Annotated in this window: 25 protein-coding genes; 20 read left to right on the top strand and 5 right to left on the bottom strand. The window is 46.6% G+C overall.

All coding sequences use genetic code 11. From position 1 onward, the window contains the following. Position 1: 1 nt before the first annotated feature. Positions 2–814, bottom strand: coding sequence for an N-acetylmuramic acid 6-phosphate etherase (gene murQ, locus NG346_RS05975; RefSeq protein WP_262279468.1), 813 nt, complete (start codon positions 812–814; stop codon positions 2–4). A 16-nt stretch (positions 815–830) separates the two neighbouring features. Next, complete coding sequence (gene mscL / locus NG346_RS05970; RefSeq protein WP_154533033.1) at positions 831–1250, bottom strand: large-conductance mechanosensitive channel protein MscL; 420 nt, start codon at positions 1248–1250, stop codon at positions 831–833. Positions 1251–1455: 205 nt separating this feature from the next. Between mscL and gap the strand changes: the two genes are divergently transcribed. The 7 genes from gap to NG346_RS05935 all read left to right on the top strand — a co-directional run bounded on the left by gap (position 1456) and on the right by NG346_RS05935 (position 9646). Further along, positions 1456–2526 (top strand): type I glyceraldehyde-3-phosphate dehydrogenase, encoded by a 1071-nt coding sequence (gene gap, locus NG346_RS05965; RefSeq protein WP_154533032.1) that lies wholly within the window; start codon positions 1456–1458, stop codon positions 2524–2526. Between the two features lie 235 nt (positions 2527–2761). Continuing rightward, positions 2762–3640, top strand: a complete 879-nt coding sequence (locus NG346_RS05960) for an AraC family transcriptional regulator (protein ID WP_262279469.1) — start codon at positions 2762–2764, stop codon at positions 3638–3640. Continuing rightward, the gene (locus tag NG346_RS05955) at positions 3637–5103 is read left to right on the top strand and encodes a rhamnulokinase (protein WP_262288439.1); all 1467 of its coding nucleotides are present in this window, start codon (positions 3637–3639) and stop codon (positions 5101–5103) included. Before NG346_RS05960 ends, NG346_RS05955 begins: the two co-directional genes overlap by 4 nt. Before the next feature lie 8 nt (positions 5104–5111). Beyond that, complete coding sequence (locus NG346_RS05950) at positions 5112–6362, top strand: L-rhamnose isomerase (protein ID WP_262288438.1); 1251 nt, start codon at positions 5112–5114, stop codon at positions 6360–6362. Between the two features lie 79 nt (positions 6363–6441). Continuing rightward, the gene (locus NG346_RS05945; protein WP_262279472.1) at positions 6442–7476 is read left to right on the top strand and encodes an L-rhamnose/proton symporter RhaT; all 1035 of its coding nucleotides are present in this window, start codon (positions 6442–6444) and stop codon (positions 7474–7476) included. A gap of 20 nt (positions 7477–7496) precedes the next feature. Continuing rightward, positions 7497–8306: a rhamnulose-1-phosphate aldolase gene (gene rhaD, locus NG346_RS05940; protein WP_262279473.1), complete on the top strand. Its 810-nt coding sequence runs from the start codon at positions 7497–7499 to the stop codon at positions 8304–8306. A gap of 575 nt (positions 8307–8881) precedes the next feature. Next, positions 8882–9646 (top strand): CPBP family glutamic-type intramembrane protease, encoded by a 765-nt coding sequence (locus NG346_RS05935; protein ID WP_262279474.1) that lies wholly within the window; start codon positions 8882–8884, stop codon positions 9644–9646. A 100-nt stretch (positions 9647–9746) separates the two neighbouring features. On the opposite strand, the gene NG346_RS05930 is transcribed toward NG346_RS05935, so the two are convergent. Beyond that, positions 9747–10397 (bottom strand): CPBP family intramembrane glutamic endopeptidase, encoded by a 651-nt coding sequence (locus NG346_RS05930; protein WP_262279475.1) that lies wholly within the window; start codon positions 10395–10397, stop codon positions 9747–9749. Between the two features lie 66 nt (positions 10398–10463). Further along, positions 10464–10676, bottom strand: a complete 213-nt coding sequence (locus NG346_RS05925; RefSeq protein WP_262279476.1) for a hypothetical protein — start codon at positions 10674–10676, stop codon at positions 10464–10466. A gap of 291 nt (positions 10677–10967) precedes the next feature. Here NG346_RS05925 and NG346_RS05920 point away from each other — a divergent pair, with 291 nt between their 5' ends. From NG346_RS05920 to NG346_RS05875, 13 genes are all read left to right on the top strand, one after another. Then, entirely contained in the window at positions 10968–12551 is a 1584-nt protein-coding gene (locus tag NG346_RS05920; RefSeq protein WP_262279477.1) for a helix-turn-helix transcriptional regulator, read from the top strand. A 168-nt stretch (positions 12552–12719) separates the two neighbouring features. Then, positions 12720–13082 (top strand): DUF3244 domain-containing protein, encoded by a 363-nt coding sequence (locus tag NG346_RS05915; RefSeq protein ID WP_262279478.1) that lies wholly within the window; start codon positions 12720–12722, stop codon positions 13080–13082. Positions 13083–13221: 139 nt separating this feature from the next. Then, positions 13222–14565 carry a TolC family protein gene (locus tag NG346_RS05910; protein ID WP_154533859.1) on the top strand — a complete coding sequence of 448 codons (1344 nt, stop codon included), beginning with the start codon at positions 13222–13224 and terminating at the stop codon, positions 14563–14565. An 8-nt stretch (positions 14566–14573) separates the two neighbouring features. Further along, the gene (locus tag NG346_RS14585) at positions 14574–14813 is read left to right on the top strand and encodes an HTH domain-containing protein (RefSeq protein ID WP_154533860.1); all 240 of its coding nucleotides are present in this window, start codon (positions 14574–14576) and stop codon (positions 14811–14813) included. Positions 14814–14820: 7 nt separating this feature from the next. Next, positions 14821–15993, top strand: coding sequence for an HlyD family secretion protein (locus tag NG346_RS05905; protein ID WP_262279479.1), 1173 nt, complete (start codon positions 14821–14823; stop codon positions 15991–15993). Between the two features lie 11 nt (positions 15994–16004). After that, the gene (locus NG346_RS05900) at positions 16005–18167 is read left to right on the top strand and encodes a peptidase domain-containing ABC transporter (RefSeq protein WP_154533862.1); all 2163 of its coding nucleotides are present in this window, start codon (positions 16005–16007) and stop codon (positions 18165–18167) included. 807 nt (positions 18168–18974) lie between these two features. After that, entirely contained in the window at positions 18975–19649 is a 675-nt protein-coding gene (locus tag NG346_RS14580; protein WP_396266736.1) for a lysostaphin resistance A-like protein, read from the top strand. A 32-nt stretch (positions 19650–19681) separates the two neighbouring features. Beyond that, positions 19682–20521 carry a CPBP family intramembrane glutamic endopeptidase gene (locus NG346_RS05895; protein WP_262279480.1) on the top strand — a complete coding sequence of 280 codons (840 nt, stop codon included), beginning with the start codon at positions 19682–19684 and terminating at the stop codon, positions 20519–20521. A gap of 548 nt (positions 20522–21069) precedes the next feature. Further along, complete coding sequence (locus NG346_RS05890; protein WP_262279481.1) at positions 21070–21222, top strand: hypothetical protein; 153 nt, start codon at positions 21070–21072, stop codon at positions 21220–21222. A 67-nt stretch (positions 21223–21289) separates the two neighbouring features. After that, entirely contained in the window at positions 21290–22117 is an 828-nt protein-coding gene (locus NG346_RS14575) for a CPBP family intramembrane glutamic endopeptidase (protein WP_154533869.1), read from the top strand. 275 nt (positions 22118–22392) lie between these two features. Further along, a complete protein-coding gene (locus NG346_RS05885) occupies positions 22393–23988 on the top strand; it encodes a carboxylesterase/lipase family protein (protein ID WP_262279482.1) in 1596 nt (531 codons plus the stop codon). Between the two features lie 145 nt (positions 23989–24133). Continuing rightward, on the top strand, positions 24134–25255 hold the full coding sequence (locus NG346_RS05880) for a chitobiase/beta-hexosaminidase C-terminal domain-containing protein (protein WP_317620782.1): 1122 nt from the start codon (positions 24134–24136) through the stop codon (positions 25253–25255). Between the two features lie 80 nt (positions 25256–25335). After that, positions 25336–25491, top strand: a complete 156-nt coding sequence (locus NG346_RS05875) for a hypothetical protein (protein WP_262288437.1) — start codon at positions 25336–25338, stop codon at positions 25489–25491. 77 nt (positions 25492–25568) lie between these two features. On the opposite strand, the gene nadA is transcribed toward NG346_RS05875, so the two are convergent. Then, positions 25569–26567 carry a quinolinate synthase NadA gene (nadA, locus tag NG346_RS05870; RefSeq protein ID WP_262279484.1) on the bottom strand — a complete coding sequence of 333 codons (999 nt, stop codon included), beginning with the start codon at positions 26565–26567 and terminating at the stop codon, positions 25569–25571. Between the last annotated feature and the right edge of the window lie 306 nt (positions 26568–26873).

Raw genomic sequence — 26873 nt, 5'->3', positions numbered from 1 at the left:
CCTACTCTGTTGCTTCCGGTTCCCGCATGATGGCGTCCAGCGATTTCCGCATCAGCTCTTTCTTGGCAGCGTCGTAGTTGAGGTGGTCGTGATCCATCACCATGCGCACGGCACGGTCGATGAGCTTCTCGTTGGTCAGTTCCATGTCGACCATCTTGTTGCCCTTGACACGTCCGAGACGTATCATCACCGTGGTGGAAATCATGTTGAGTACCATCTTCTGCGCCGTTCCAGACTTCATGCGCGACGAGCCGGTGACGAACTCTGGGCCTACAATGGTCACCACCGGATAGTCGCTTTCTGCCTCCAAAGGCGTGCCGGGATTGCTGGTGATGCATCCTGTGACGATGCCGTGGCGCCGAGCTTCACGCAGTGCACCCACCACGTAGGGGGTAGTGCCCGAGGCGGCGATGCCGATGACGGTGTCTGCAGAGTCTATCCCCTGCCCTGCCAAGTCTTTCCAACCTTGTTGCTCATTGTCTTCGGCATGCTCCACGGCGTGCCGGAGGGCAGTGTCACCACCGGCAATCAAGCCTACCACCAACCGAGGATCCGTGCCGTAGGTAGGTGGCAGCTCTGAGGCATCGAGCACACCGAGACGGCCGCTGGTGCCCGCCCCGATGTAAAACAAACGCCCTCCTTGCTCCATGCGCGCGGCAACAGCCTCTGTGAGCCGTGTGATCTGAGGCAGTGCCTGCTCCACGGCTTCCGCCACACGATGATCCTCGCGGTTGATGTCGCGCAGCAGTTCGGCTATCGGCTTGTGCTCCAAATCATCGTAGAGAGAGTCTTCTTCCGTAATCCGTCGCATCATCCTGACTCATTGAGCGTTATTTCTTATCCTTGAGCAGGTCGCGGATTTCGGTGAGCAGTTTCTCCTCGTTGCTCGGTGCAGGTGGCGCAGCGGGCTCCTCTTTCTTCTTGCGTGTGAGCACGTTGATAGCCTTGACCAGGAGAAAAACACAGAAAGCGATGATGATAAAGTCGATGAACGTCTGGATGAAGTTGCCATAGTTGATGGTGGCGGGCTTCATCTGCTCCACACCGGGGATGACCACCCTGGGCAGGGTGACCTTCAGATCAGAGAAGTTCACACCACCGATCAGCCATCCGATAGGCGGCATGATGATGTCGTCGACAATACTACTTACGATTTTACCAAACGCACCGCCGATGATCACACCGACAGCCATGTCCACAGCATTGCCTCTGACAGCGAAATCTTTGAATTCTTGAATAAATTTACCCATAATAACTGAACTGTGTAAAGCGAAGAGTCCATTTTGCCAAGTGGACTTAACACTCTGATAAACGTTTATATTATTTAATACTTATTGATTGTGCAAAATTAGAAAATAATTTGTATCTTTGCAATCGATAAGCAAGAAAAGTCTCTTGCGAGACACAAAAAAAGAGAACACATTTTATAACCCTTTATAAATAATAGAAAGTAAAATGGCAAATGTTAAAGTAGCTATCAATGGTTTCGGTCGTATCGGCCGTCTCGCATTCCGCCAGATGTTCGCAGCTCCTGGCTATGATGTTGTTGCTATCAACGACCTGACCAGCCCGAAGATGCTGGCTCAGCTCCTGAAGTATGATACCACACACGGTGGTTATCAGGGCATCATCGGTGAGAAGCCCGAGCATACCGTTTCTTACAGCGACGAGCCTTTCACAGAGAATGGCAAGGAAGCAGCTGGTTACATCGAGGTAGATGGCAAGAAGATCACTATCTACAAGGAGAAGGACGCAGCTAACCTGCCTTGGGGCGCTCTGGACATCGACGTTGTCCTCGAGTGCACTGGCTTCTATACATCTAAGGACAAGAGCATGGCTCACGTAAAGGCTGGTGCTAAGAAGGTCGTTATCTCTGCTCCTGCAGGCAACGATCTGAAGACTATCGTCTTCAACGTGAACAATGAGACTCTGACTAAGGACGACCAAATCATCAGCGCAGCTTCTTGCACTACCAACTGCTTGGCTCCTATGGCAAAGGCTCTGAACGACAAGTATCCTATCCAGGCTGGTATCATGCAGACCATCCACGCCTACACTGGCGACCAGATGATCCTCGACGGTCCTCAGCGCAAGGGCAACCTGCGTCGTAGCCGTGCCGGTGCTTGCAACATCACTCCTGCTTCCTCTGGCGCTGCTAAGGCCATCGGCCTGGTTCTGCCTGAGCTGAACGGCAAGCTGATCGGTGCTGCACAGCGTGTACCTGTGCCAGACGGTTCTACAACTCTGCTCTACGCTGTTGTCAAGGGCAAGGATGTTACTGTTGACAGCGTCAACGCTGCTATGAAGGCTGAGTCCAACGAGAGCTTCGGTTACAACGACGAGGAGATCGTTTCTTCTGATATCCTCGGCATGCGCTACGGTTCTCTCTTCGACGCTACTCAGACAATGGTTGTGAAGCTCGATGACGACACTTATGAGGTGCAGGTTGTTTCTTGGTACGACAACGAGAACTCTTACACTTCTCAGATGGTTCGCACCATCAAGTACTTCGCTGAGCTGAAGTAATACCCGAAAAGGTAACAACTCTGAAATAATAAGGCTCGCAGCATTTCGCTGCGGGCCTTTTTTTGCGCCGTACAAGCAATGTGCGCGGATTGGCTCTTCTTGATGATATAATTACTATTATATATCAAAATTCACGTGTTTTTTATCATTTATGACCGTAAATAGTAAGAAAAACACGCTATCTTTGCAACCAAACAATGATCAATAATCAAGGATTCCTATAACTGAAAACGTCATGCCCACGCAATTGACTTCTATCTACTTGCTCAGCAATGACCAGGATATCAACTGGGGACTGACCGTCAGCACTGTCGGTTATCAGCATATCGCGCCCGGAGAAGCCTATCCTCCTAAGGGACATCCGCAGGCTTATTCGTTCCAGGCGGGTAGGGGACGTGTGCTCGATGAGTATCAGTTTGTATACATCTCCCGCGGACGCGGCGTCTTCGAGTCAAAGAGCTTCGGACAGGCAACGGTCGGGGAGGGTGACATGTTTCTGCTCTTTCCCGGTGAATGGCACAGTTATCAGCCCGACGAAACCACAGGATGGGACGAATACTGGATAGGTTTCAAGGGACTAAACATCGACAGCCGCGTGAGCAATGGCTTCTTCCTGCCACGTGAACCAATCTTCCACGTGGGTCTCAGCGAGGACATCGTGCGGCTCTACCGCAATGCCATCGCCATCGCAAGCGAGCAGAGCATCGGATTCCAACAGATGCTCGGTGGTGTGGCAAACATGTTGCAAGGCTACGCCTTCGCCCTTAACCGCCACAACACCTTTGAAGATCAGCAGGCCGCCGAAGCCATCCATAAGGCTAAAATCATCATGACGGAGAAGTTCGGACAGAAGATTGGCCCCACTGATGTCGCTGACGCCATCAACATGGGATACTCCAAGTTCCGCAGGCTCTTCAAAGAATACACCGGTTACGCACCTTTGCAGTATTTGCAGGAGCTCCGCCTTCAGCGCAGCAAACAACTGCTCGTGGGTACTGATCTCACCCTCACCGAGATAGCAGACCGCGTTGGCTATGACAATGCCGACTATTTTTCTGCTGCCTTTAAAAAGAAAAATCATATTACACCAGCCAATTTCCGAAAGAAAAGATGAAACACTATTTAGCCATTGACTTGGGAGCTACCTCCGGACGCACCATCATCGGCACGCTCGACAAAGGCCGCATTGACCTTGAGGAGCTCACGCGCTTCGACAACCCGCTCATCGCTTTGGGCGGACATCTCTATTGGGATCTCTACGCTCTCTACAACGAAATCATACGCGGACTGCAGCTCACTGCACAACGTGGCATTGACATTCAGAGTATCGGCATCGACACCTGGGGCTGCGACTTTGCGCTCTTTGGCGACGACGGCGCACTGCTTGGCAATCCCATCGCCTACCGCGACCCGCACACCAACGGCATGATGGAGCACTTCTTCAACGATCGCATGCCTAAGAACGAGGTTTATCGCCGCACCGGCATACAATTTATGAACTTCAACAGCCTCTTCCAGCTCTATGCCATGGAGCAGCACGGCAACAGTGCCTTAAAGGCTGCCAGGAAGATTCTCTTCATTCCTGATGCTCTCGGATACATGCTCACCGGTAAGGCTGTCTGCGAGTACACCGTGGCATCTACGTCTCAGCTGCTCAATCCCGCTACCGGCGACCTCGACGAGGAACTGCTCCGGGCACTCGGCATTGCCCGTGATGTCTTTGGTCCAATGGCTATGCCGGGTACCGTTCTCGGCACGCTCACACCGGAAGTACAGAAACTCACAGGGCTCGGAGCCGTGCCCGTTATCACTGTTGCCGGTCACGACACAGCCAGTGCCGTGGCTGCCGTGCCAGCCAAAGACGAGCACTTCGCCTATCTCAGCAGCGGCACGTGGAGCCTCATGGGTATAGAGACACCTAAGGCTATCATCAACGAGGATAGCCAAAAACGCAACTTCACCAACGAGGGCGGCATCGACGGCACCACACGCTTCCTGAAGAATATCTGCGGCATGTGGATGTATGAGTGCTGCCGTCGCGAATGGAAGAAACAAATTCTCGCTGAAGAGCATGATGAGACAAAAGCAATACAGCGCATCAAAGAGGAGCTCAGCCACAAACGCTTGCAGGACGACGCCATGAAAGAGGCACCCAACCGCACACTCGTCAACCCCGACGACCCAATGTTCGCCGCTCCGGACTCCATGCTGCTGGCCATCCGCGACTACTGTGAGACTCATCATCAGCCCATTCCCGCGACCCGTGCGCAGGTTTGCCGTTGTCTCTTCGACTCTCTCGTCAACCGTTACAAGACAGTCTTTGGCTGGCTTCAGGACTTCGCTCCGTTCACTATCGACACGCTGCACATCATCGGCGGCGGCAGCCTCAATGCTTATCTCAACCAGATGACCGCTGACGCGCTCGGTGTGCGCGTCCTCGCCGGACCACAGGAAGGCACGGCTCTCGGCAACATCATGCTTCAGGCTAAGGCTGGCGGTGGAGTAGGGGACATCTGGGACATGCGTCGCGTTATTGCCCAAAGCATCACACTGAAAGAATATCAACCAAATAAATAAAGACCAATATGACAACGAAACAAATCCAACAGAACTATGAGATCGCCCGTGAACGCTATGCCGCACTTGGCGTAGACACCGACAAAGCACTGGAAACACTCCAGCATACACCGATCAGCCTCCATTGCTGGCAGGCCGACGATGTCGTCGGCTTTGAGCGCGGTGAGGCTGCTTCAGGCGGCATTCAGGCTACAGGCAACTATCCCGGACGTGCCCGCAATATCGACGAGCTGCGCCAGGACGTCGACAAGGTGCTCTCATTGCTCGGCGGTACCTTCCGTTTCAACCTCCACGAGACCTACGGCGAGTTTGGCGGAAAGTTCGTAGACCGTGACCAGGTGGAACCCAAATACTTCGAGGGTTGGATGCAGTGGGCGAAAGAGCGTCACATGAGCCTCGACTTCAACTCTACATCGTTCTCACATCCCAAGAGCGGCTCACTGACACTGGCCAATCCCGACAAGGAGATCCGCGACTTCTGGATTGAGCATACCAAGCGCTGTCGCCGCATCGCCGACGCTATGGGTAAGGCACAGGGTGACCCTTGCATCATGAACATCTGGATCCATGACGGCAGCAAAGACCTCACCGTGGAGAAATACCGCTACCGCGAGATTCTCAAGAACAGCCTTGATGATATCCTCGTTGAGAAGCTTCCCAACATGAAGGACTGCCTTGAAGCCAAGCTCTTTGGTATCGGACTGGAGGCTTACACCGTCGGCTCGCATGACTTCTATGCCGGCTACTGCTCCAAGAACAATGTCATCTATACCCTCGACACCGGTCACTATGAGCCCACAGAGAATGTCTCTGACGCTGTCTCCTCGCTGTTGCTCTTCGTGCCCGAACTGATGCTCCACGTCAGCCGCCCCATGCACTGGGACAGCGACCATGTGACGCTCTTCGACGACAACACACGTAACCTCTTCACCGAACTGGTGCGTGCCAACGCCCTCGATCGTGCACATATTGGTCTCGACTATTTCGATGCGAGCATCAACCGAATCGGTGCTTACATCATCGGCGTGCGGGCCGCGCAGAAGAGCCTCCTGCAGGCCTTGCTCGAACCGCTGCCCAAGCTCCGCCAATACGAGGATGAAGGACGCTTCTTCGAGCGCCTTGCCCTGCTGGAAGAGGAGAAGACGCTGCCCCTCGGCGCTGTCTATGACTATTACAACTTGAAGAACAACGTGCCCGTGGCTGAGGACTATCTCGCCGACGTGGAGCAATACGAGAAAGACGTGCTCAGCAAGCGCTGACACCTTATTTATATATAGGAACAGAAACTATAAACTACAGCAGGGTGGGGGAGTGTCCTCCATCCGCTGTCTACCGATTATGGAGATACTGATAGGTTTATTGATTATCGCTGCCGGTGCCTTCTGCCAGTCGAGTTGCTACGTGCCCATCAACAAAGTCAGGGAATGGAGCTGGGAAAGCTACTGGCTCATACAGGGCGTCTTTGCCTGGCTGCTCCTGCCGCTGTTGGGCGCTGAGCTGGCCGTGCCGGCTGGTCATGGTCTCATAGAGCTGTTGGCCGGTGCCAACCGTTTCCATGTGGCCATGACAGTATTTTTCGGAGTACTTTGGGGCGTAGGCGGACTTACCTTCGGTCTGTCGATGCGCTACCTCGGCGTAGCCCTCGGACAGTCTATCGCCTTGGGCACCTGTGCCGGACTGGGAACCATCATGGGACCAGTGCTCATCAACGCGTTCTTCCCCGAAGAGCACGCTCTCAGCCAGCTGACCGCCTCTGTACTCATCGGTGTCGCCGTCACCCTTCTCGGCATTGCCATCATTGGATGGGCCGGGAAACGCAAGACGGCAACACTCTCGGAGGAGGAGAAACGCAAAGCTGTCAAGGACTTCAACTTCCCAAAAGGCATCACCATTGCGCTGCTCGCCGGGTTCATGAGCGGATGCTTCAACGTTGGACTGGAGTTTGGCAAGGACATCAACTTCGGTGAACTGACACCAGCGATGTACCGAACGTTGCCCGCCACATTGCTTGTCACGCTTGGTGGCTTCGTGACCAACGCTGTCTACTGTCTGTGGCAGAACCAGCACAACCACACATGGGGTGACTACGGCAAGGGGGAGGTATGGGGCAACAACCTCTTCTTCTGCTTTCTTGCCGGCGCACTGTGGTACAGCCAGTTCTTCGGACTCTCTTTGGGCAAGGGCTTCCTCACTTCCTCACCCGTACTCACCACGCTCTCGTTCTGCATCCTCATGGCACTGAACGTGGTCTTCAGCAACGTGTGGGGCATCATCCTTAAGGAATGGAAAGGCTGCGACCGCACTACGATAGCCATCCTCGTCACAGGTATCGTCGTGCTGCTCATCTCCTGTTTCCTTCCGCAAATCATCTGAATCAAATCATTCTATCACTTATGAAGAGTATATTGGAAAACCGACCGGCCTTGAAAGAGGAGGTCGAGAAGATTGCCGAAGTGGCCGGATACCTGTGGACCAACGGGTGGGCTGAGCGCAACGGCGGTAACATCACGGTGAACATCACGGATCTTGTCGACGACGACATACGCCAGATGCCTGCTATCACTGAGCCAATTGTCATCGGCGAGAAGCTTCCTCACCTGCGCGGCTGCTATTTCTTCTGCAAAGGCACCGGCAAGCGTATGCGCGACCTTGCTCGCCGTCCTATGGACAACGGCAGCATCATCCGCATCCTCGACGATTGCGAGCACTACGAAATCATCGCCGACAACCCTGTCATGCCTACCAGCGAGTTGCCCTCACACCTTCTTGTCCACGACAAGCAGGTGGAGACGGGCAGTGGCTACAAGGCCACGCTCCATACCCACCCGATAGAGTTAGTGGCTATGAGCCATCACCGTCCGTTCTTAAAGAAAGACGTGCTTACCCGCCTGCTGTGGAGCATGATTCCTGAGACCAAAGCGTTCTGCCCGTTAGGACTGGGCATTGTACCCTACGAACTGCCCGGTAGCGTGAAACTCGCTGAAGGCACGCTCAACGCCCTGGCCGACTACGATGTCGTGTTGTGGGAAAAGCATGGCGTCTTTGCAAAAGGCACAGACATCATGGACGCCTTTGATCAGGTCGACGTGCTGTCGAAGAGCGCAAAGATCTACATCGACTGCCGTGCCATGGGCTTTGAGCCTGAGGGCATGAGCGACGAACAGATGAAGGAGATGACCCGCGCCTTCCATTTGCCTAAATAAGGCTGCCTTCTCATCTGAAATAAAAGTATTTATATTCACAAGGGCATTGGTCCTAAACAGTGCACGCTCTGTTTGGGACTGCAAGCCCTTATATCCAACGACCCTTTTGTCTTCATAGGCAAAAGGGTCGTTGATTTCAATTTTGTGTTTCTCTCTGGTTCACTTGGCTGTTAGATTATTGTTTCCAAGGGCAATCAATTCTATGAGTCATAATAATTTTTAGGCTTCTGTATTGCCTTACATTTGTAGAGATCTTCATTTGTTAAATTATGTATAGTGCAATTTGTTTTCACTGATACATATTATTTTTGCAGTAGAAAATGAGGACTATGTTTTTCCTCTTTCTAATTGCATGTAAACTAATAAAAAGAATTCAAACATGGAAGAACAAGAATATGGACATCTATTGCTTGTGGCACTTTCAACAAAAGAGTCACAAATGATTGATGGAGGGATATTACAAGAAAGCTTACAATATGGGGCATAAATTGGGACAGAAGCTTAGAACTATCGTTGACGACATTCTCCTTGCAACCGGCATCTACAAGATACTGTAAAACTTACAAAAATAAAGAATGGATACATACAGTACTGTAAAGGCAATGATCTTCTCTGACGGCAAAAGCCTTCAGAAGAAGACCATTGCTGTAAAGGGCATAGTGTTCTATGTAAAATACTTTGCCATCACTTATCCTATCCTCGCCACATTGGCCATTTTGGCTCATCTATTGAAATGGGACATCAGCGACCATATCGTCAATGGCGTATTCCGTGAGGCAATCATGGGACATCCAATGAATGCCATCCTTGTCATCGCCTTGTTTGCGCCTCTGTTAGAGGAGATCGTCTTTCGTTTGTGGCTGTCCTTCTCCAAGAAAGACATTGCTGTCAGTTCGTTTTGTCTGTGCTATCTGACATTGACCTTCTTCCAAGGAACGCTCGTCTATCCAAAGCTGATAACGTATGGCTTGCATGGTTTTACCAATTCCGCGTTCATGACGGCTATTGGCTCCAAGATTTTATGGTCACTTTTGGCAAGCGGCCTGACAGTTGCTATCTTTACGAAGTTGCAGTCTCGCATTACTCCCAAGGTCAAAGACGTAGCGGCAGCGGTCTCTGTGCTTCTCTTTATGCTCCTGCATGTCACCAACTATGATCTTTCCTTGCCTCTCTTGCCTCTTGCCGTCATCATGTGCACCCCTCAACTTCTGTTAGGCATCACCGCCACCTATTTCAGACGACGCCTTGGCTTCTTTTATGGCTACCTGCTCCATATCCTCGTTAACTTTATCTCTGTAACCGGTTACCTATTGAATGTACAAAACGTTTTAGGGAGCTGAATAGCCTATGTAAAGCAATACAGACTTAACTATAAAAATCAAATGCTCCCATCTAAGTGCTTCTTTACGGAGATAGTTATATTGCCCATATCCTTTCTCCTTAGCTTATCAGATATGGAATAAAAGCAATCAATGAATTCATGAAATTCAAGACAAAATGCATGAGAATGCAATAACGTATATCCCGTGTTTTGAAGAACATACAACAAGTCAGAACACTTAGAGCAAACGTGTCCAAACATGAATAGAAGGGTATGACAGGAGTCCAATGATAGAGGTAAAACATTGTTGAGATGGTCAGAATGATTGTGGGCTTAGAGAAAGACTTAGACTCCATGTAACAGAGCACCCATCCTCTGAAAAACATCTCCTCGACTATTGGTGACACCAAAAAAAACATGACACTTAAGCAAAGCGCATAGTTGTTCCTTATACGCGGATGAGCTCCTGGATAAGCAAAGGTATACAAGATCGCAGCCATCGCCCAAACAGCCAGTCCAAGTGCAATGCTTATCATGGTCGGACGTAAACGTAGCTTGGGGAGATTCATAAATGCCATGCTCTGAATATTACGAAAAGCGAACACTGTCGCTAATACTGAGAGCTGACTGACGATGAAATACAGCAGCGTCTCTTTTTCATTATAGAAGTGACCAAATAGGGTATAGATAATGTGTACGATTACCAACGTCGCCAATGCAGGCAATGCCAAGAAGAGCACTGCCGTCAACCAATTGATTGCCTTCTTCATATCATCCTGACTGTCATGAAATAGATTCAATACCCCCTCCTCCATTTTGGAGGGGGCTATTAGTTATCAAAAACCAAAAATTTTGTAATACCAATAATTTATAACTAAGGCTATTGCTGCATCTGACCCGAAGTCTCTATATACTTCTCCTACATTGTTTTCAAAGTTCTTTTTGCTTCCAACAACTACTACCTCAGGGAGAGTATAGCCTCCTTCTGTGCGTTTCATCTCATTGCAAGACATTTCCGCAATGTACTTCTTACTTGTTTCTTTCATCATTATAAAAGTTATAATATATAAATACATGTATGTAGGTCGTTCCCTTATATATGCACTTGCAAAGTTACGGCAAAAAAATGCAATTTTTGTACACTCTTCCATTTTTTATTTATAGATTACTCTCTGTGTACTCCTTAAGGCTATGACTTCTCCGTGCGCTCTGTGACTCTGTGTGAGCAACAATCGCTGAACAGATGTTCACAATCTCCCTTTTCAACCTGTTTATAGCCCGCCCATGTAAGTTTATGTCGAATAAAAGTAGTAACTTTGCACCGAAATGCAAGTTACGCAATGAGAAAGATATTCGACCTTATTCTTGTTTTACTAATAGCTATAAACTTTGTTGGCTGCAATGACAAACAAGGCCGATATATCTCTACCATTATACCATTGGCAGAGAAAAAGCCGGACAGTGCACTCGCCTTGCTCAAAAAGGTAGACCAAACTAAGCTTTCAGAGAAAGCTGTTGCGTTATATTCCATAGCTTATACCATGGCGCAAGACAAGTCCGGAATAGACGTAGACAACGACTCGCTGCTCCGCAACGCGTATAATTGGTACAATGGCAAGCCTGCTGATAGCCTCTATGCCAAATGTGAGTACTACATGGGAAAATATTATGCCTTGAACGACAGCAGTGAAAAAGCGCTTCGCTGCTTTTCCAATTCTGTCAAAGCTGCAAAACGACAAAATGATTACTATACACAAAGTCTGGCGTTAGTTCAATCATCGGTTATTGTTAGGGAATATGATCCTGATCTTGCTATAAAGTTTTCCAATGAGGCTGTTGGGCTATATAATAAGGTGAAGAATGCCCCAAGCAACAACAAAGCCTATGCTTTGTTGAATTTAGCCGAGTGCTATTCCTTTAAAGAGGGTGGAATTAAACAAAGCTTCGTTATCGCTAAGCAAGCCGTAAAACAGGCAATTGCACAGAAGGATACACTGGCATTGAGTGACTCCTACCAAGATCTGTCGGCATTTTGGAGTCTTTTAGACAATAAGGATTCTGTTTTGTACACTTCAAAACTGTCGTTTATGTACAAGCGAAAGCATGATACGTCATCGGTCTTGTCACTGGCATGGGCGTATTGTGATGTTGATTCTTTACAAGCGTCTGAAAGACTGATAAAATCGATTTCAAGACGGGAGTATCTTCAATATGGAAGTTCTATATATTCTTTACTTTACGCAATGGCCTTGAAGAAAAACAATTTGCAGAAGGCAAATGTATATAAAGATTCTCTTGTGGCAGCCCTTGAATCCATGAATTCAGCTAATGCGAAAGCAAAAGACGCCTATTATAATAAGGTAATAAGGAAAGAGCGGCAACGAGCAAGGGAACAAAATGAAAGTCAATTCAAGACATGGGCCATTATTAGCATCATTATCGTCTCGATAATTATTATTGCATTCATATTGTATATTTCAAGATATAGAAGAGCGCAAATGCAAAGACTTAATGAAGAACAGCAAGAGCGCAAGCGCTTGATAATAGAGCATCAAGGCACGCAAATATCCACAATGCGTAATTTCCTTATGCGTAAGATTAGCATATTACACAAATTGGAATCGTTGAAATCTGGCAAGGTCAAGCAGGTTTTGCTGTCTGATTTTGATTGGGAAGAGCTTGAAGTCTTTCTGAATAGTTCTGACAATGTGTTCGTCGAAAGATTAAAAAATGAATTCCCAAACTTAACTCCGAAGGATGTTAAGTTCCTTATGCTGATAAGGTTGAAATTGCCATACTCTACCATTGCTCAAATCTATAATATAGAACCTAAATCTGTCAAGCAAAAACTATTTCTCATTAAGGAGAAATTGGGCTTAAAAGATAGCTCCACGTCCGCAAAGAGGTTCATCGAAGATTATTAAAACAGGCCTTCTTCTGCTTTTTTAGACCGTTATTTTATGGTATAAAACTCAAAACATGTTGAAATACAAGTGATTATATCAAATCGTTTCAAAGAGCATTTTTAGACCTATATCCTTTGTCTACTCCGCTTTTTCAGCCTAACTTTGCAGCCGTAAACCCAAAATATCATGATGAAAAAGAAAATTCTTATTTTGCTTCTGCTGTTAGCATCTGGAATTTCGCCTATTATTTCAAGACCTATAATGATTAGAGCGAGATCAACTTTCCAACACAGAAGAATGCGTGTGCCATCAGCAACTCGACTGTCAGCTGACTATGAAAATGGTAAATTAACTTTAAATGTTTCTGCTTATACAGGTAACGTTCAAGTTTACGTAAGCGATTCGCAGGGAAATGTTGTAGGATACACGATGAACTCTGTAGTTAATGGCGGTTCCGTTTATTTGGACTTAGGAACCCTTGATGAAGGCGGCTACACACTGGATGTAGTTTTGCGTAATGCAACCTATGTCGGGCAGTTTGATGCGTAGAATGATTTGAATTCGGATAGTATCTCTGTATCTTTCATAATTCTTTGTACATTATCTCTTTAGTTAGACTTGTTGTATTGACGATCCTAAATAAGGATTGTTAATGCGACAGTCTGTCTCCACTACGTAATAATTAATCATGTTCTTCAATAAATTAAGATTAAAAATCTTTATTATTTCTATGGTAATGTTCTTTTGCTGTTTTTCTGGTTCAGCCATGCCTCCTGCACACAAATGGACATTAGAAGAATGTGTGGACTATGCTCTGCAGCATAGCCCAGAAGTGCGTATGCTAGAGCTGTCGGTGAAAAGCAAGAATGTTGATTTGAACACAGAACGTAATTCGTGGCTTCCACAAATATCAGCATCGGCTTCACAACAATATACATTTGGCAGAAGCTTGACGTACGAAAACACATATACCAATACTAGTACAGGGCAGACATCCGTTTCGCTTACAGGCAAAATGAATCTATTTGACGGATTCTGTTCTCGATACAAAAAGAGAATGACTAGGGATCTAGTCCTTGTCGAAGAACATAACCTATCCGATGCCAAGATGACACTCATCATGAATGTCGCCGAAGCATATTTGCAGGTTCTTATGGACATGCAGCTTTTAGAAATATCTGAGCGTCAAGTTTCAATAGATTCATTACAGACCTTACGGTTGCAAGGCCTTCTGAAGCATGGCAAAATCAGTTATGTGGATGTTGTCCAACAACACGCTACTCTGCAAAGTAGTATGGCGAACGTCTCCGAGAAAAAGAATCAACTCTCTACGGACGAACTTAGCCTCTGCCAGTTAATGGATTTAGAGGTACCTAAGGACTTTTCCATCGCTAAGCCGAAAGAGGATGACCTATGTCTAATGATGCCAGACAATATAGATGCCATTTTAGCTGAGGCTATCAACAATTACCCAACAATACAGTCGCAGAAAGCCTCCATATCCTGTTCCGAAGACAAAATAAAGATGTGCCGCTCTGCACTCTATCCTCAATTGTCATTGGTAGGGGGAATTGGGACAAATTACTATAAGACCAACGGCATAGACAACAGATCTTTTGGCAACCAACTAAGGAACAACTTTTGTCAGGAAATACAGTTGCAACTTACCATTCCACTGTTCAATCGCTTCGAGACTCGTAACAGCATACGGCAAGCACGTATAGAAAAAGACAAAAATGAAATTCTCCTCAAGAAAGCAAAAAACGATCTTTATCATAAAATCACGCAAATTCATGCTCACGCAATGAATGCCTATGCAAAAATTACAAGTTACACTGCTGCAGTAAATAGCAACCAAGAATCATTCAAGCTTACGACGAAGAAGTATGAATGCGGAAAGGCCACATTGTTTGAATTTGATGACAGCAAAGTAAAATTGCTGGAGGCGGAGAGTAGTCGCTTGCAAGCACTTTTTGATTACTACTACCAGTGCTATTTGCTTAAGTTATACAAAAATCCAAGAGAAATATAATCCATATTATGCAATTGCTTTTTAAATATTTGGAACGTATCAATCGAATGAATGACCTGATAACCATGAAAGCGACAGGTAATCCCGATGAGTTTTCCCAACGTTTAAATATCAGTAGGCGGCAACTATACAATGACCTTGAGATGCTACGAGAGATCGGAGCAGAAATCAAATATGACAAGTATCGAGGCAGCTACTATTATGGGAATAGCTTTGACATAGATATAGAAGTCAACATAAATAAATAACGATACAGTGGATAATGCTCAAATACTTCCAAGTGAATGGATTAACGACACGCTTGAAAACTATCTTTCAAGACGTAAAGCTAAATCTAATATCATTTACGCCGTCGCTATTGTTTTCGTAATGACATGTATAGTGCTATTGCCGTTTATTTATGTCGATGTTTCTGTTGAAGGGACAGGAAATGTCAGACCCAAAACCGAAAGGAGTACCATCATTGCCCCTGTTACAGAAATTGTGGATGAAGTCTATGTCAAAGAGGGTGATGCTATCGTTAAAGGGCAGCCGATCCTAAAATTCAGAACTGACAATACTGATGTGAAGATAAACTATCAGAGATCACAACAGAATGATTTCCTGAGCCAATGCCATGATCTTGAGTTTCTTGTCAAAGGCAGTTGTCCGCAGACATTTAAATCCTCTAATCGCGAACAGGAATATTACAGCATGGTAGCTCAATGTGCACAGATGAAGACTGATATACGGCACTTAAAAACAGAGTGGTTACGCAATAAAGCACTGTATGACGACAAACTGATAAGTGAAGAGGAGTACGAAAAATATTATTACCAATACCTTGATAAACAGAATGAACTGAAAACACTGGTAGAAAACAAACATGCAACGTGGGAAACAGACTTGAACAATCTACACCAGCAGATTCGCGAGGCGCATTCAAATATAGAAGGAGACGTCAGTGATAAGCATATGCTCATTTTGAGGGCACCGGTTTCTGGAACTGTCGAAAACTTTAGTGGCATCTATCCGGGCATACCTGTCCAAGCAGGTACAAGCCTTGCTGTCATCAGTCCAAAGGCTCCTCTCTATGTTGAGGCTTTTGTGAAACCGAAAGATATAGCATTCATCAGACCGAATATGACAGCAAAGATTCAAATCGACGCGCTCAACTATAATGAATGGGGTATGTTGGAAGGCAAGGTGGAAAGTGTCTCGTCTGATTATGTTGTTGACTCAAGTAATAATTATCTATTCAAAGTCCGCGTAAGATTAGACAAGAATTATCTTACAGATGATAGAACTCACCAACGGGGGTACATCAAAAAAGGAATGACAGCTGTCGTTCGCTTTATGGTTACAAAGAAATCTTTGTTTGACCTGCTATACCAATCAATGGACAGTTGGGTGAATCCAACACAATATCCAAGTAAGAACGCGAAGTAAGAAGACACGTTATGAACTCACATATAAAAATCAAGCAGCAGGATATTACTGATTGCGGTGCCGCATCCATTGCGTCTATATGTGCATATTATGGACTCCTATACTCTGTTGCAAGAATACGCCAGTATGCTTATACCGACAAGAAAGGAACGAATATTCTTGGACTTATCAAAGCTGCTGAGAAATTGGGACTTAGTGCCAAAGGTGTAAAGGCAAAGTTAGAGGCTCTGCAGATGATTCCTCTTCCCGCAATCGCACATGTTGTGGTTAACAAAGTGCTTCTTCACTTTATTGTCATCTATCAGGTGAATGACAAACATGTCGTTTACATGGATCCGGCAGATGGCGCGATGCATAAGAAAAGCATAGATGATTTCAAGGAGATGTGGACTGGCATACTTGTGCTCATGCAACCCAATCATACTTTTCATGTGGGGAGGGAGGCAACGAGCAACTTTTCTAAATTCATCTCTCTGCTCACCCCTCACCGCAGGGTAATGACAGAGGCTTTCTTTGGAGCGCTTACCTGTAGTATTCTCGGATTATCTACATCTGTTTATGTGGGCAAGATTACCGACTATGTCCTTGTTGACGGCAATATGAATTTGCTCCGTATGATGAGTCTGGCGATGATCGTCATCCTCATTCTTCAAACATTCATTGGGGCGACAAAAAGCATATTAGCTTTGAAGACGGGACAGTGTATTGACGCTTCACTCATCCTCGGATATTACAAGCATATCCTAAAACTTCCCCAGCAGTTCTTCGACACCATGCGTGTCGGTGAAATCATCTCACGCGTAAACGATGCTGTGAAGATACGGACTTTTATCAATGACGTGTTTCTAAATGTGGTCGTCAACGTGATGATCCTCATCGTCACCCTTGCTGTCATGCTGATATTCTCATGGAAGCTGGCACTCGTGACTTTATGCGCGACCCCGTTCTTTTTACTGATATTTGTTGGATATAACCGACTGAACAAAAGATTTATGCGGAAGATCATGGAGAAGAGTGCTGATCTGGAATCACATTTGGTCGAGTCACTCAACGCCATTGTCACAGTCAAGCGTTTTGGTCTCGAAGATTTCGCGAATCTAAAAACTGAGAATAGGTTCGTCCGACTACTCAATGACACATATTCTGCAGCTTATGGAGGCATAGCCACAGCAAATGGTCTGAACTTCGTGTCTACCGCTGTCACCATTGCCGTATTGTGGGTGGGGAGCAGCTTTGTCGTCGAAAAGCAAATCAGTCCCGGAACGTTGATGATGTTCTATTCGATTATTGGGTATGTGCTAAGTCCGCTGCAATCGCTTATATCTTCCAATCAACAGCTGCAAGATGCCAACATTGCCGCAGACCGTTTGTTTCAGATTATGGATTTGGAGCAGGAAGAGGACGAGAGCGGGAAGGTAGAACTAGAGAGTGATATGATAGGCGACATCGTCTTTGACCATGTGGCGTTTAGGTATGGTACTCGCAAAGACGTGTTCGATGAGCTGAATCTTACCATTCATAGAGGAGAGACTACTGCCATCGTTGGAGAGAGTGGCTCCGGAAAGACGACGCTGGCATCTTTGCTCCAGCACATCTACCCTGTTAACGAAGGACGCATTCTTATCGGCAGATACGATTTGGCACAAATCTCTAATACGAGCCTGAGAAAGCATGTCGGCTCCGTGCCACAGCAGATAGAACTCTTTCAAGGCACTGTGCTTGAGAATATCGCAATCGGCGACCTCAACCCTGATGTCCGCAAGGTGTCAGACCTTATTGCAGAACTTGGACTTACCGACTTTATCAATGGCTTGCCCAACGGCATCAATACTTATATCGGAGAGCACGGGGCATCGCTGTCCGGTGGTGAGCGACAGCGTATAGCCATCGCAAGAGCACTATACAAAGACCCGGACATCATAGTCTTTGACGAAGCTACATCTTCATTAGACACTCTATCTGAGAAATATGTCAAACAGATGATCCGCCAACTGTCACTACAGGGCAAGACCATCATTTCCATCGCTCACCGTTTCAGCACGATAAAGGACGCACAACATATCATTTTGTTGGCCAAAGGCAAGGTGGTCGCCGAGGGCTCTCATAAAGAACTGATTGAGACCTCGGAACTCTACCGTAACCTGTGGAGTAACCAAAGCGACGAAATCGACTAAAAAGATAGGAAATCATGTATGTGATAGAAGATTTAAAAAGGATTCACAAGATCCATAAGTTGATATTCAGTCAGCAAACAGGTTCCCCGGATGAATTTGCGTCGACTCTTTGTGTCTCGCGAAGAGAACTGTATTACATGCTACAAGAATTGAAAAATATGGGAGCTGAAATCAGTTACAGCAGGACAAAGCACACATTTTGCTATACTAACAAGTTCGAAATGATGCTATCGTTAAATGTAAAGGCTCTTGGCAAAGAAGAGACAAAAATAATTGGAGGATGTTCTCAATGTTCAAAAGAATTTGTTAAATTAGTTACTCCGTGCAGCAATTTTGCACAGAGCAAATATTTACAAGATAATATTTGCAAGAGTCCTAATTTCCCTTTAACTTTGCATAAGTAAGAAGTCGACAACTTACACAGCCAAAGTAAAATTAATAAAAGAACAAAAATGAAAAAGTTAACAAATTCCTACTTGACAGAATTGTCAGAGTCTGAGTTGGTCTGTGTTAATGGCGGAGAAACCAAGACACAGAAGCACGAGAGATGGGCAAGAGCTTGTATGCAGTGCCATCTTGGTGGTTCAATCTTTCAGTCGATTGGTCACCTTTGTATTGCTATCTTTGGATAGTCTGTCCAGAATAAGAAAATAGAATAAGAGAATTTATATCTTATTTTATGATTTGGTAGATTCTTAGCCATTGTATTTATGATAATATAATGCTAAGAATCTATTGAGTTGTAAATATATTAAATAAAATAATATGCCATGGTGTACTTACTATGACAGCTTAAAATATTAGATAATGAATATAATAGGTTATAACAAAACAAAATGTCTATGTAGAATTACCGCTTTCTTGATAATATGCTTGTTGGGTTCTATATTAGTTTCCGCCCCCCTTATAGGGCTTTTCATAAACAGGGGCAGCAACGCTGTTACTTTCAAATCTGCACCTGACATGATGGTTATGGCATGCTCAGCCTTTCTGTTAGTCGCGTTAGCCGTAGAAAACAAAATTGAGAAACTTGACTTATGGACGTTTAAACGGTCGAGGCTACAAATGAAAGTTGTCTTTATATCTGTTCTTTTAGGCCTGCTTTGGCAACTATCCATATATCTCATCTGCCAATTTAGCAAAGCCGATTACCCACATTCTACCACTACGGAACTATCCCCACTGCTCATTTCTGTTGTTGCGACAGGTCTGTTAGGCCCGTTCACTGAGGAGATGCTATTCCGAAAATGGCTTGTCAGCATGATGGAGAGAAGTCGCTTTAAGCCTATTGTTATCATTCTGTGTAGCTCCGTCTTGTTTTTCTGTGCCCATCTTGGAGACACCTTCTTAAGAGTAGACACGTTTATCTTTGCAATACCTATATGTTATTTATTCATCAGATACCATGATGTGAGATATTGCTTCATCGCCCATGCCGTCTGCAATTTGACAGGAATAGCTTTCCCAGTCCTCGTCCAATAGTAATCACTAAGATCGAGATTTAATATCTGTACATGAACAACAAAAGAAACAAGATGGACTTCTATGAATGGATATGTTTTTTCTTCATAGGTATCGTCTGCTTTCTGTTCATCATGGGCTTCTTCGAAGCCATCTTGATGATGGATTACACCATCTATGCAAAGATTCCAATTACGCTGGGTGCTTGCTGGGTACTGCTGCTTTCGTTCAGGAAGTTTCTCGTGCTGTATACCAGAGTCAAAGCCAAGATATCTGCCACACCGCAACATGATGTCAAGATACTGTTGACAGGATGGGGAGTGTCTGTTCTGTTCTTTGGAACCATCATGGCGAGCTTATACTGCCTACATGTCTATCAGCCGCAGAAGATCAACTGCGACATACAGAACCAACTTTACGGCTGGCTGTTGTTTGCCGTCGTCGGCATTGGTGAGGAGATCATCTGCCGAGGAATCGCCTTCAGACTGCTTTGTGACAGAATAGGCATGACTTGGGCCTTGATCCTTTCTGCCGTGATCTTTGGCTTTGCTCATATCTTCAATGACGGAGCCACCGTCTGGTCGGCCTTAGCCATAGCTGTCACGTCGGGATGGCTGCTGGGAGTAGCTTATGTCTATCATCAATCGCTATGGGCACCGATAGGGATGCACTGGGCATGGAACTATCTTGAAGGATACGTTTTCGGCTGTCCGGTTTCCGGGGCGTTTATCCAGCATCCCATTATCATGTCACGTCTCGTCGGTCCGACATGGCTGACAGGCGGTTCCTTTGGCCCCGAAGCTTCCGTCATCGCAATATTAATAGGAGTGGTCATCTCTCTATTTTATACGCTAAAGCTAAAGCAAAAACGCCGCAATCAAACCACGGCATAAAATAATAAGTTCTATCGCAACGGAGTTCGTCACTCTTACTTGCTATTGCGGAACGTGAAGCGAAACCAAATATAAATGAATAAAGAAAGCAAAGAAAAACAACAAGACAACAGATGAATAGGAACAATATCTTTTGGCAGCGATTTACTATTGCTTTTAAGTGTGCTTTTTGGACCGGTGTCTGTAGTGGAGCTATAGGTGCTGTTATTGCTATTTTGAAGTAAGTAGTGTGCTTCCGTCCGAATTTCTTGAACGCAGCATACATTTTTAGTGCTATTATTCTCTACTTATTTTATGTCTTCTTACCTTTGCATCACAAGAAGTCGACAACTTGTATAACATTGTTTCATATAAACATATCTAAGTGTAAAATGAATAACAGAGAATTTTTCTGTCCACTCACTGAGAAAGAGCTGCAAAGCTATTCTGGAGGTGGGCTGCTTCGTAGAATTGGATGGTCAGCCGTGGTGGGCTACATCATTGACAATTGGTCAGATATTAAGACCGCTGCTCGCGACTTCGTCAAAGAACATTAAATAAGAGAATGTATGAAAATCATAGAAGACCTCTCTTATGAGGAAATGCAGGAAGGCGAAGGTGGTAGACCGAATGCTAAAACGTCTTTTGCATACGATGCCACTTATCTTGCATTGACCATTTTGTATTATGCAGCCCAAGGACTAAGAATGGTAAAAGGATAGATAATGCCTCCTTCTATATTTCATTTCCTACATGAAATATAGAAGGAGCTTTTAGGAAACAGGCAATATGGCAAGACCAATATTAAATCGATTCGAAGGACGCATTATAAAGAAGGTCAGTCTTGTATTTATAGGATTCTTAGTCTGGGTTCAATTTCTTTCGCCACTACTTTGTGTCCTCATCAGTTCGGTGTCGCTTCTTTTTTCTGATACAGACTTAAATGTATGGGATAACTATAGAAGTCAAATGCTCCCATTTCAGTGTTTTTTTACGGAGACAGTTATGTTGGTTATATTCTTTCACAAATATGGTAAGCACACTCTTGTCGCGAAATGCGCAGAACGTAGGCTTCGGCTCAACCTGATTCTCCCTATGCTTGCCCTTTCTTTTGCTTATACGTTCATTGACAGTTATATCAACGATCTCTTAAATCTTGTGGATTTAAACCGCGACGTATTTTATGTATTGGATTATAGTAAACTTGGGCTCTTGTCGACATGCTTGCTCGCCCCACTTGCCGAAGAACTCGTCTTCAGAGAGTATATCGAAGAGATGTTATTAAAACTGAGAAGAAGTCCATGGTTTGCCATTATTGTCTCCTCTTTATTTTTTGGCCTCATGCACATCAACCCCTCACAGGTCGCAAGTGCATTTACGTTTGGCCTATTGTTAGGGTGGCTATACTATAAGTTCAGAAGTGTCACGCCGACCTTTTGCCTGCATGCGTTAAACAATATATATTGTGCAATGTTGGACAGATGGGGGGATGGAAGTGCTACGACTTCAGAATTATGTAGAATGATACACTTTCCACTGGCTCTTACCATAGTGCTTAGTCTTGCTATTTTCACCTTTTCTATTTGGTGCCTCGATAAGATTGCCCATAGCGAGTAGTTATTCAGTGGACAATTACTTGGACGCTGCATATATTTTTAGCAATATTATGTAGCACGGAAGGAAGCTTCAGTTTCTATTCCGTCGCCGCTATAATAAATAGGTGTAGCTATGACCTCAATGATGGCGCGTTGAAGAAAACGGGAAATAATACTCGTAATCTTTCCTTGCTTTTTATCGCTTAAAGAGTCTTCACCACTATTTTTCTCCTATCTGTTGGAGAAGCCAAAACTATTTCGTAATTTTGTGGAAACAATCCTAAGTCGTTATATATCATGAACAAAAGATTCTTTCTTTCGCTTGCCTCGCTGTTCCTGACTTTAGGTCTGAGCAGCCAAAATGTGGTCAATGTACGCGTTGCCGAGGGTATCTTAGCTGGCACTGATTCCTCGGGCGTGAAGATCTTCAAGGGCGTGCCCTTCGCCGCACCGCCTGTCGGCAACCTCCGCTGGCGTGAACCACAACCCGTGGCAGCCTGGCAGGGTGTGAGAAAGGCTACGCAGTTTGGCCCCAATCCCATGCAGGAGGCGCTCTTCGGTGACATGAACTTTGGTACGAAGGAGATGAGCGAGGACTGTCTCTATCTGAATATCTGGACACCGGCCAAGACGATGAAGGAGAAACTGCCCGTGCTGATCTACTTCAATGGCGGCGGACTGCTGGCCGGAAGTGGCAGTGAGCCGCGCTATGCCGGGCAGACGATGGCACGCAAGGGCGTCATCGCCGTCACCGCCAACTACCGCGAGGGCATCTTCGGCTTTTTGAGTCTGCCCGAACTCTCCAAGGAAAGCGGCGGAAAAGGCAGCGGCAACTATGGTCTCATGGACCAGGCGGCTGCCATACAATGGGTGAAAAACAATATCGCTGCCTTTGGCGGTGATCCCCAGCGCATTACCATTGCGGGCGAGTCGGCAGGCTCTGTCTCGGTGAGCGCGCTGATGGCTTCGCCGATGAGCAAAGACCTCTTTGCCCAAGCCATTGGTTCCAGTGGTTCCATCTTAGGCTTCCGTCCGCTGCCCACACTGAAAGAGGCGGAGGCTGAGGGAAAGAAGATGATGGAGAAAGCTGGATGCCGCAACTTGAAGGCACTGCGCGCCATGCCCGCTGAAGAACTGATGAAGAAGGTGCACTACCGCAGTATGCCTACGCCGTGCATCGACGGACGCTTCTTCACCGAGCAGCCTTCCATCACATTCCGCGAGGGTCGTCAGGCTCACGTGCCTCTGCTTTTGGGCGGCAACAACCAGGAGATGACGCTCTTCGTTGCCACCGTAGATCAGGCTAAGGCAATGGCGCAGCAAGTCTTTGGAACCGCCACCGACTCTATCTTTCCACTCTATGGCATAGAGACACAAGCCGATCTGAAGGGGCGTCCCGGCATCGACTTGGCCTCGGATCTCTTCCTCGACTTCTCCACTTGGCGGTGGGGCTATGTACATGCACAGACAGGCGGACAACCTGTCTACCGCTATCGCTATTGCCATCCACGTCCGGCAATGGCCCTGAAAGGTAAAGTGCCTGGACTCGCCGGCGGCGTGCAGGATGCCAAAAGCGGCCAACCGGCCATGCCGCGAGATAAGGGTGCCGTACACTCTGCCGATATTGAGTACGCCATGGGCACATTGCCCACCAACCGCGTCTACGACTGGCAACCCGAAGACTATTGGGTATCGGATCAGTTCAGCAACTACTACGCCAACTTCATCAAGACGGGTAATCCCAACGGACTGGGCCTCGTCAGCTGGCCTGCGACCTATGACAAGGAGGTGGAGCCCATCCTGCAACTCGATGTTAACAGCTTCGTAGAGCAAGATGCCAAGCGGGAGCAACGCAACAAGATGATTCTCCGTCTTGTCTGCAACGGCAAATAAACGTCAGTCCGGTTCTGCTATTGATGCAGGAACCAATGATCTTACAAAAATAAAGAATGGATACATACAGTACTGTAAAGGCAATGATCTTCTCTGACGGCAAAAGCCTTCAGAAGAAGACCATTGCTGTAAAGGGCATGGGTCTATTCAAATCTCTAAAATAGCCTATTACACTTCAGACAGCACTCCTCATATCTCCGGCTCCACCTCATTTCTCGACAGTACTTCTGTGACGCTCAGTAGCGAAAATCAAGATGCCAAGATCTACTACACTACCGACGGCACAGAACCTACAGATCAGAGCACAGCATACACGGCACCTTTTTCACTAAAAAGCTCCACCACCGTGAAAGCCGTAGCCTACGTAAATGGTGAAAGAAGCAAGGTGATCTCACAAAACTTTAAAAAGGTAGAAGAGAACGAACTAATCTCTGTTGCACAAGCTCTTAAAACTGACAACGGCACTCAAGTATATATCAAGGCAAAGATCGCCAAGACCAATACATACAACAGCAGTTGTCCCACGCTCAACTACTACATAGCTGACGCCGAAAACGCTGCTGAAACTCTCAGAATATTAAACGGACGATATCTTCAAAATACTAAAATATCGAATGCCTTTCAGATTGTTCGTGGTGACGAGGTCGTCCTTGCAGCTACTGTAGATACAGATAATGATGCTAAAGTACTGAAGAACGTACAGTTGCTAAGCATCAGTGAATGTATAGATCAGGCAAAGATAAGCACTGCCAGATGGGCCACCTTTGTGGACTTCTCTAATACCAGTAATCTCAGCGCTTACACGGTAAAGTACGATACTACCGCCAATCAGGTGACGCTATCTCCCGTTACAGCCATCCCCGGCAATACGGCAGTCGTCGTCAAGGGCAACGCTGGAACGTATGACTTGCAGCAAGACGATCCGGGAACAACAATCACTGACAACGACCTGAAGTTCGGTGATACAGACACAAAGGTGCCAACTGTCTTCTCCATCTATGTGCTGGCTCAGCATGGCGACGGCTGCAGTTTCTATCCCGTGAAGGCAGGTGAAACGCTGGCACCTTTCAAAGGCAACCTCACGCTCCCCGCCGCTTCTTCCGCTAAACCCTACTATGCCATCAGCAACACTACCACCGACATCAGCAATGGCGTAGTAGAGGCTAAGAACACGGACGGCGTGCGCTATAACCTCGTGGGACAGCGCGTCAACAACAACTATCAAGGCCTGGTCATCGTCAACGGCCATAAAGTCATCCTGAAGTAAAACCCTAAAACGTCAATACAATGAAAGCAATTTATGTGAAACCCTCCTTGAAATCCATAAAAATAGACGCGGAGGAAAGTATGCTGGCCGGAAGTGGAGAATACAACCTCGCTCCAACAGGTGAAATCTATACTGGTATAATAGGCACCACGGAAAACACGCCGCAGGTAAGTGGTACCAGTGCTCTCTCAAAGCAAGGGTCGTTCCCCGGCAACCAGTGGGAGGAGGAAGAATAACAGCCTCCCCCCCAAACACAGCCTCACCCCTGTACCCCTCTCCCCTTGGAGAAGGGTTGGGGGTGAGGCTGTTTTCCTTACGACAGCGAGAGCATGCGCTGGATGGGCTTTACGGCCTCTCGGGCGATGGCGGGGTCTATCTCTACGCTGGGCCAACCGTACTTCAAGGCGTTGTAGATCTTAGCCAACGTGTTTTTCTTCATGTACTCGCACTCGTTGCATGAACAGCCTAAGCCACCCTCGCTGACCTCCGGCGGTACGGGGATGAAAGTCTGATCGGGACACGTGCGCTGCATCTCGTGCAAGATACCCGCCTCCGTGGCCACGATGAACTCCTTTACCTCGGGATGCGCCTGCGCGTATTTCAGCATCGTGGCAGTGGAACCCTTCACGTCGGCGATCGCCAGCACGGGAGCCTTGCACTCCAAATGCGCCATCACCACAGCATGAGGATGCTCCTGCTTTAGCTTCACGATGCCGTCAACGGAGAACTTCTCATGGACATGACAGCCGCCATTCCACAAGAGCATGTGACGCCCCGTGACGCTGTTGATATAGTTGCCCAGGTTATAGTCCGGTCCAAAGATGATCTTCGCTTCCTTGGGAAAGCTCGCCATCACCTTCTCGGCATTGCCCGAGGTGACCACACAATCGGTGAGGGCCTTGACGGCCGCCGTGGTGTTGACATAGCTCACCACCTGATAACCCGGATGCTCCTCTTTGTATTTCTTCAGGTCTGCAGCGTCACAGCTGTCAGCCAGCGAGCAGCCCGCGGTGAGATCCGGACAGAGCACCGTCTTGTCGGGCGAGAGCAGCTTGCACGTCTCAGCCATGAAGTGCACGCCACACATCACCATCATCTTCGCATCGGTGTCGGCAGCCTTGCGCGCCAACGCCAGGGAGTCACCGACAAAGTCAGCGATGTCCTGAATGTCGCCCACGGTATAGTAATGCGCCAGGATGATGGCATCCTTCTCCTTGCACAGTTGCCGGATAGCCTTCTTCAAGTCCAGTCCCTCGGGAACCGGCTCATCGACGAATCCTTTTTCCTTCCATTCCTCTTTGATTGTCTCCATGCGTATGCGTTCCGTTTTCGGTGTTATCCACCATTCATTATTATTCTATTAGTCTTTCTTCTATAAAAAAAGAAATAATAGTATGATGATGTAATGTGGAAAAGTTGATATGAGAAGTCGGAAAAATTTGGAGATAAGGATATCAACACGGGATACAGAGAGATGCACACCGTGGTTGAATATCTTCTCTTTGTTTATCAGTTCATTGTCTACTTATCCACAATTATCAACTATTGTGCAAAGATAATAAGTTTATATCTTTTTTCGGTGCAAAAGCGTGGAAAACTTTGTCGCATTGTTCGCAAA

The sequence above is a fragment of the Hallella absiana genome, from assembly GCF_025457485.1.
GTDB lineage: Bacteria > Bacteroidota > Bacteroidia > Bacteroidales > Bacteroidaceae > Prevotella > Prevotella absiana.
The sequence above is the reverse complement of the archived record's forward strand: the minus strand, read 5'-3'. Positions and strand labels throughout refer to the sequence as shown.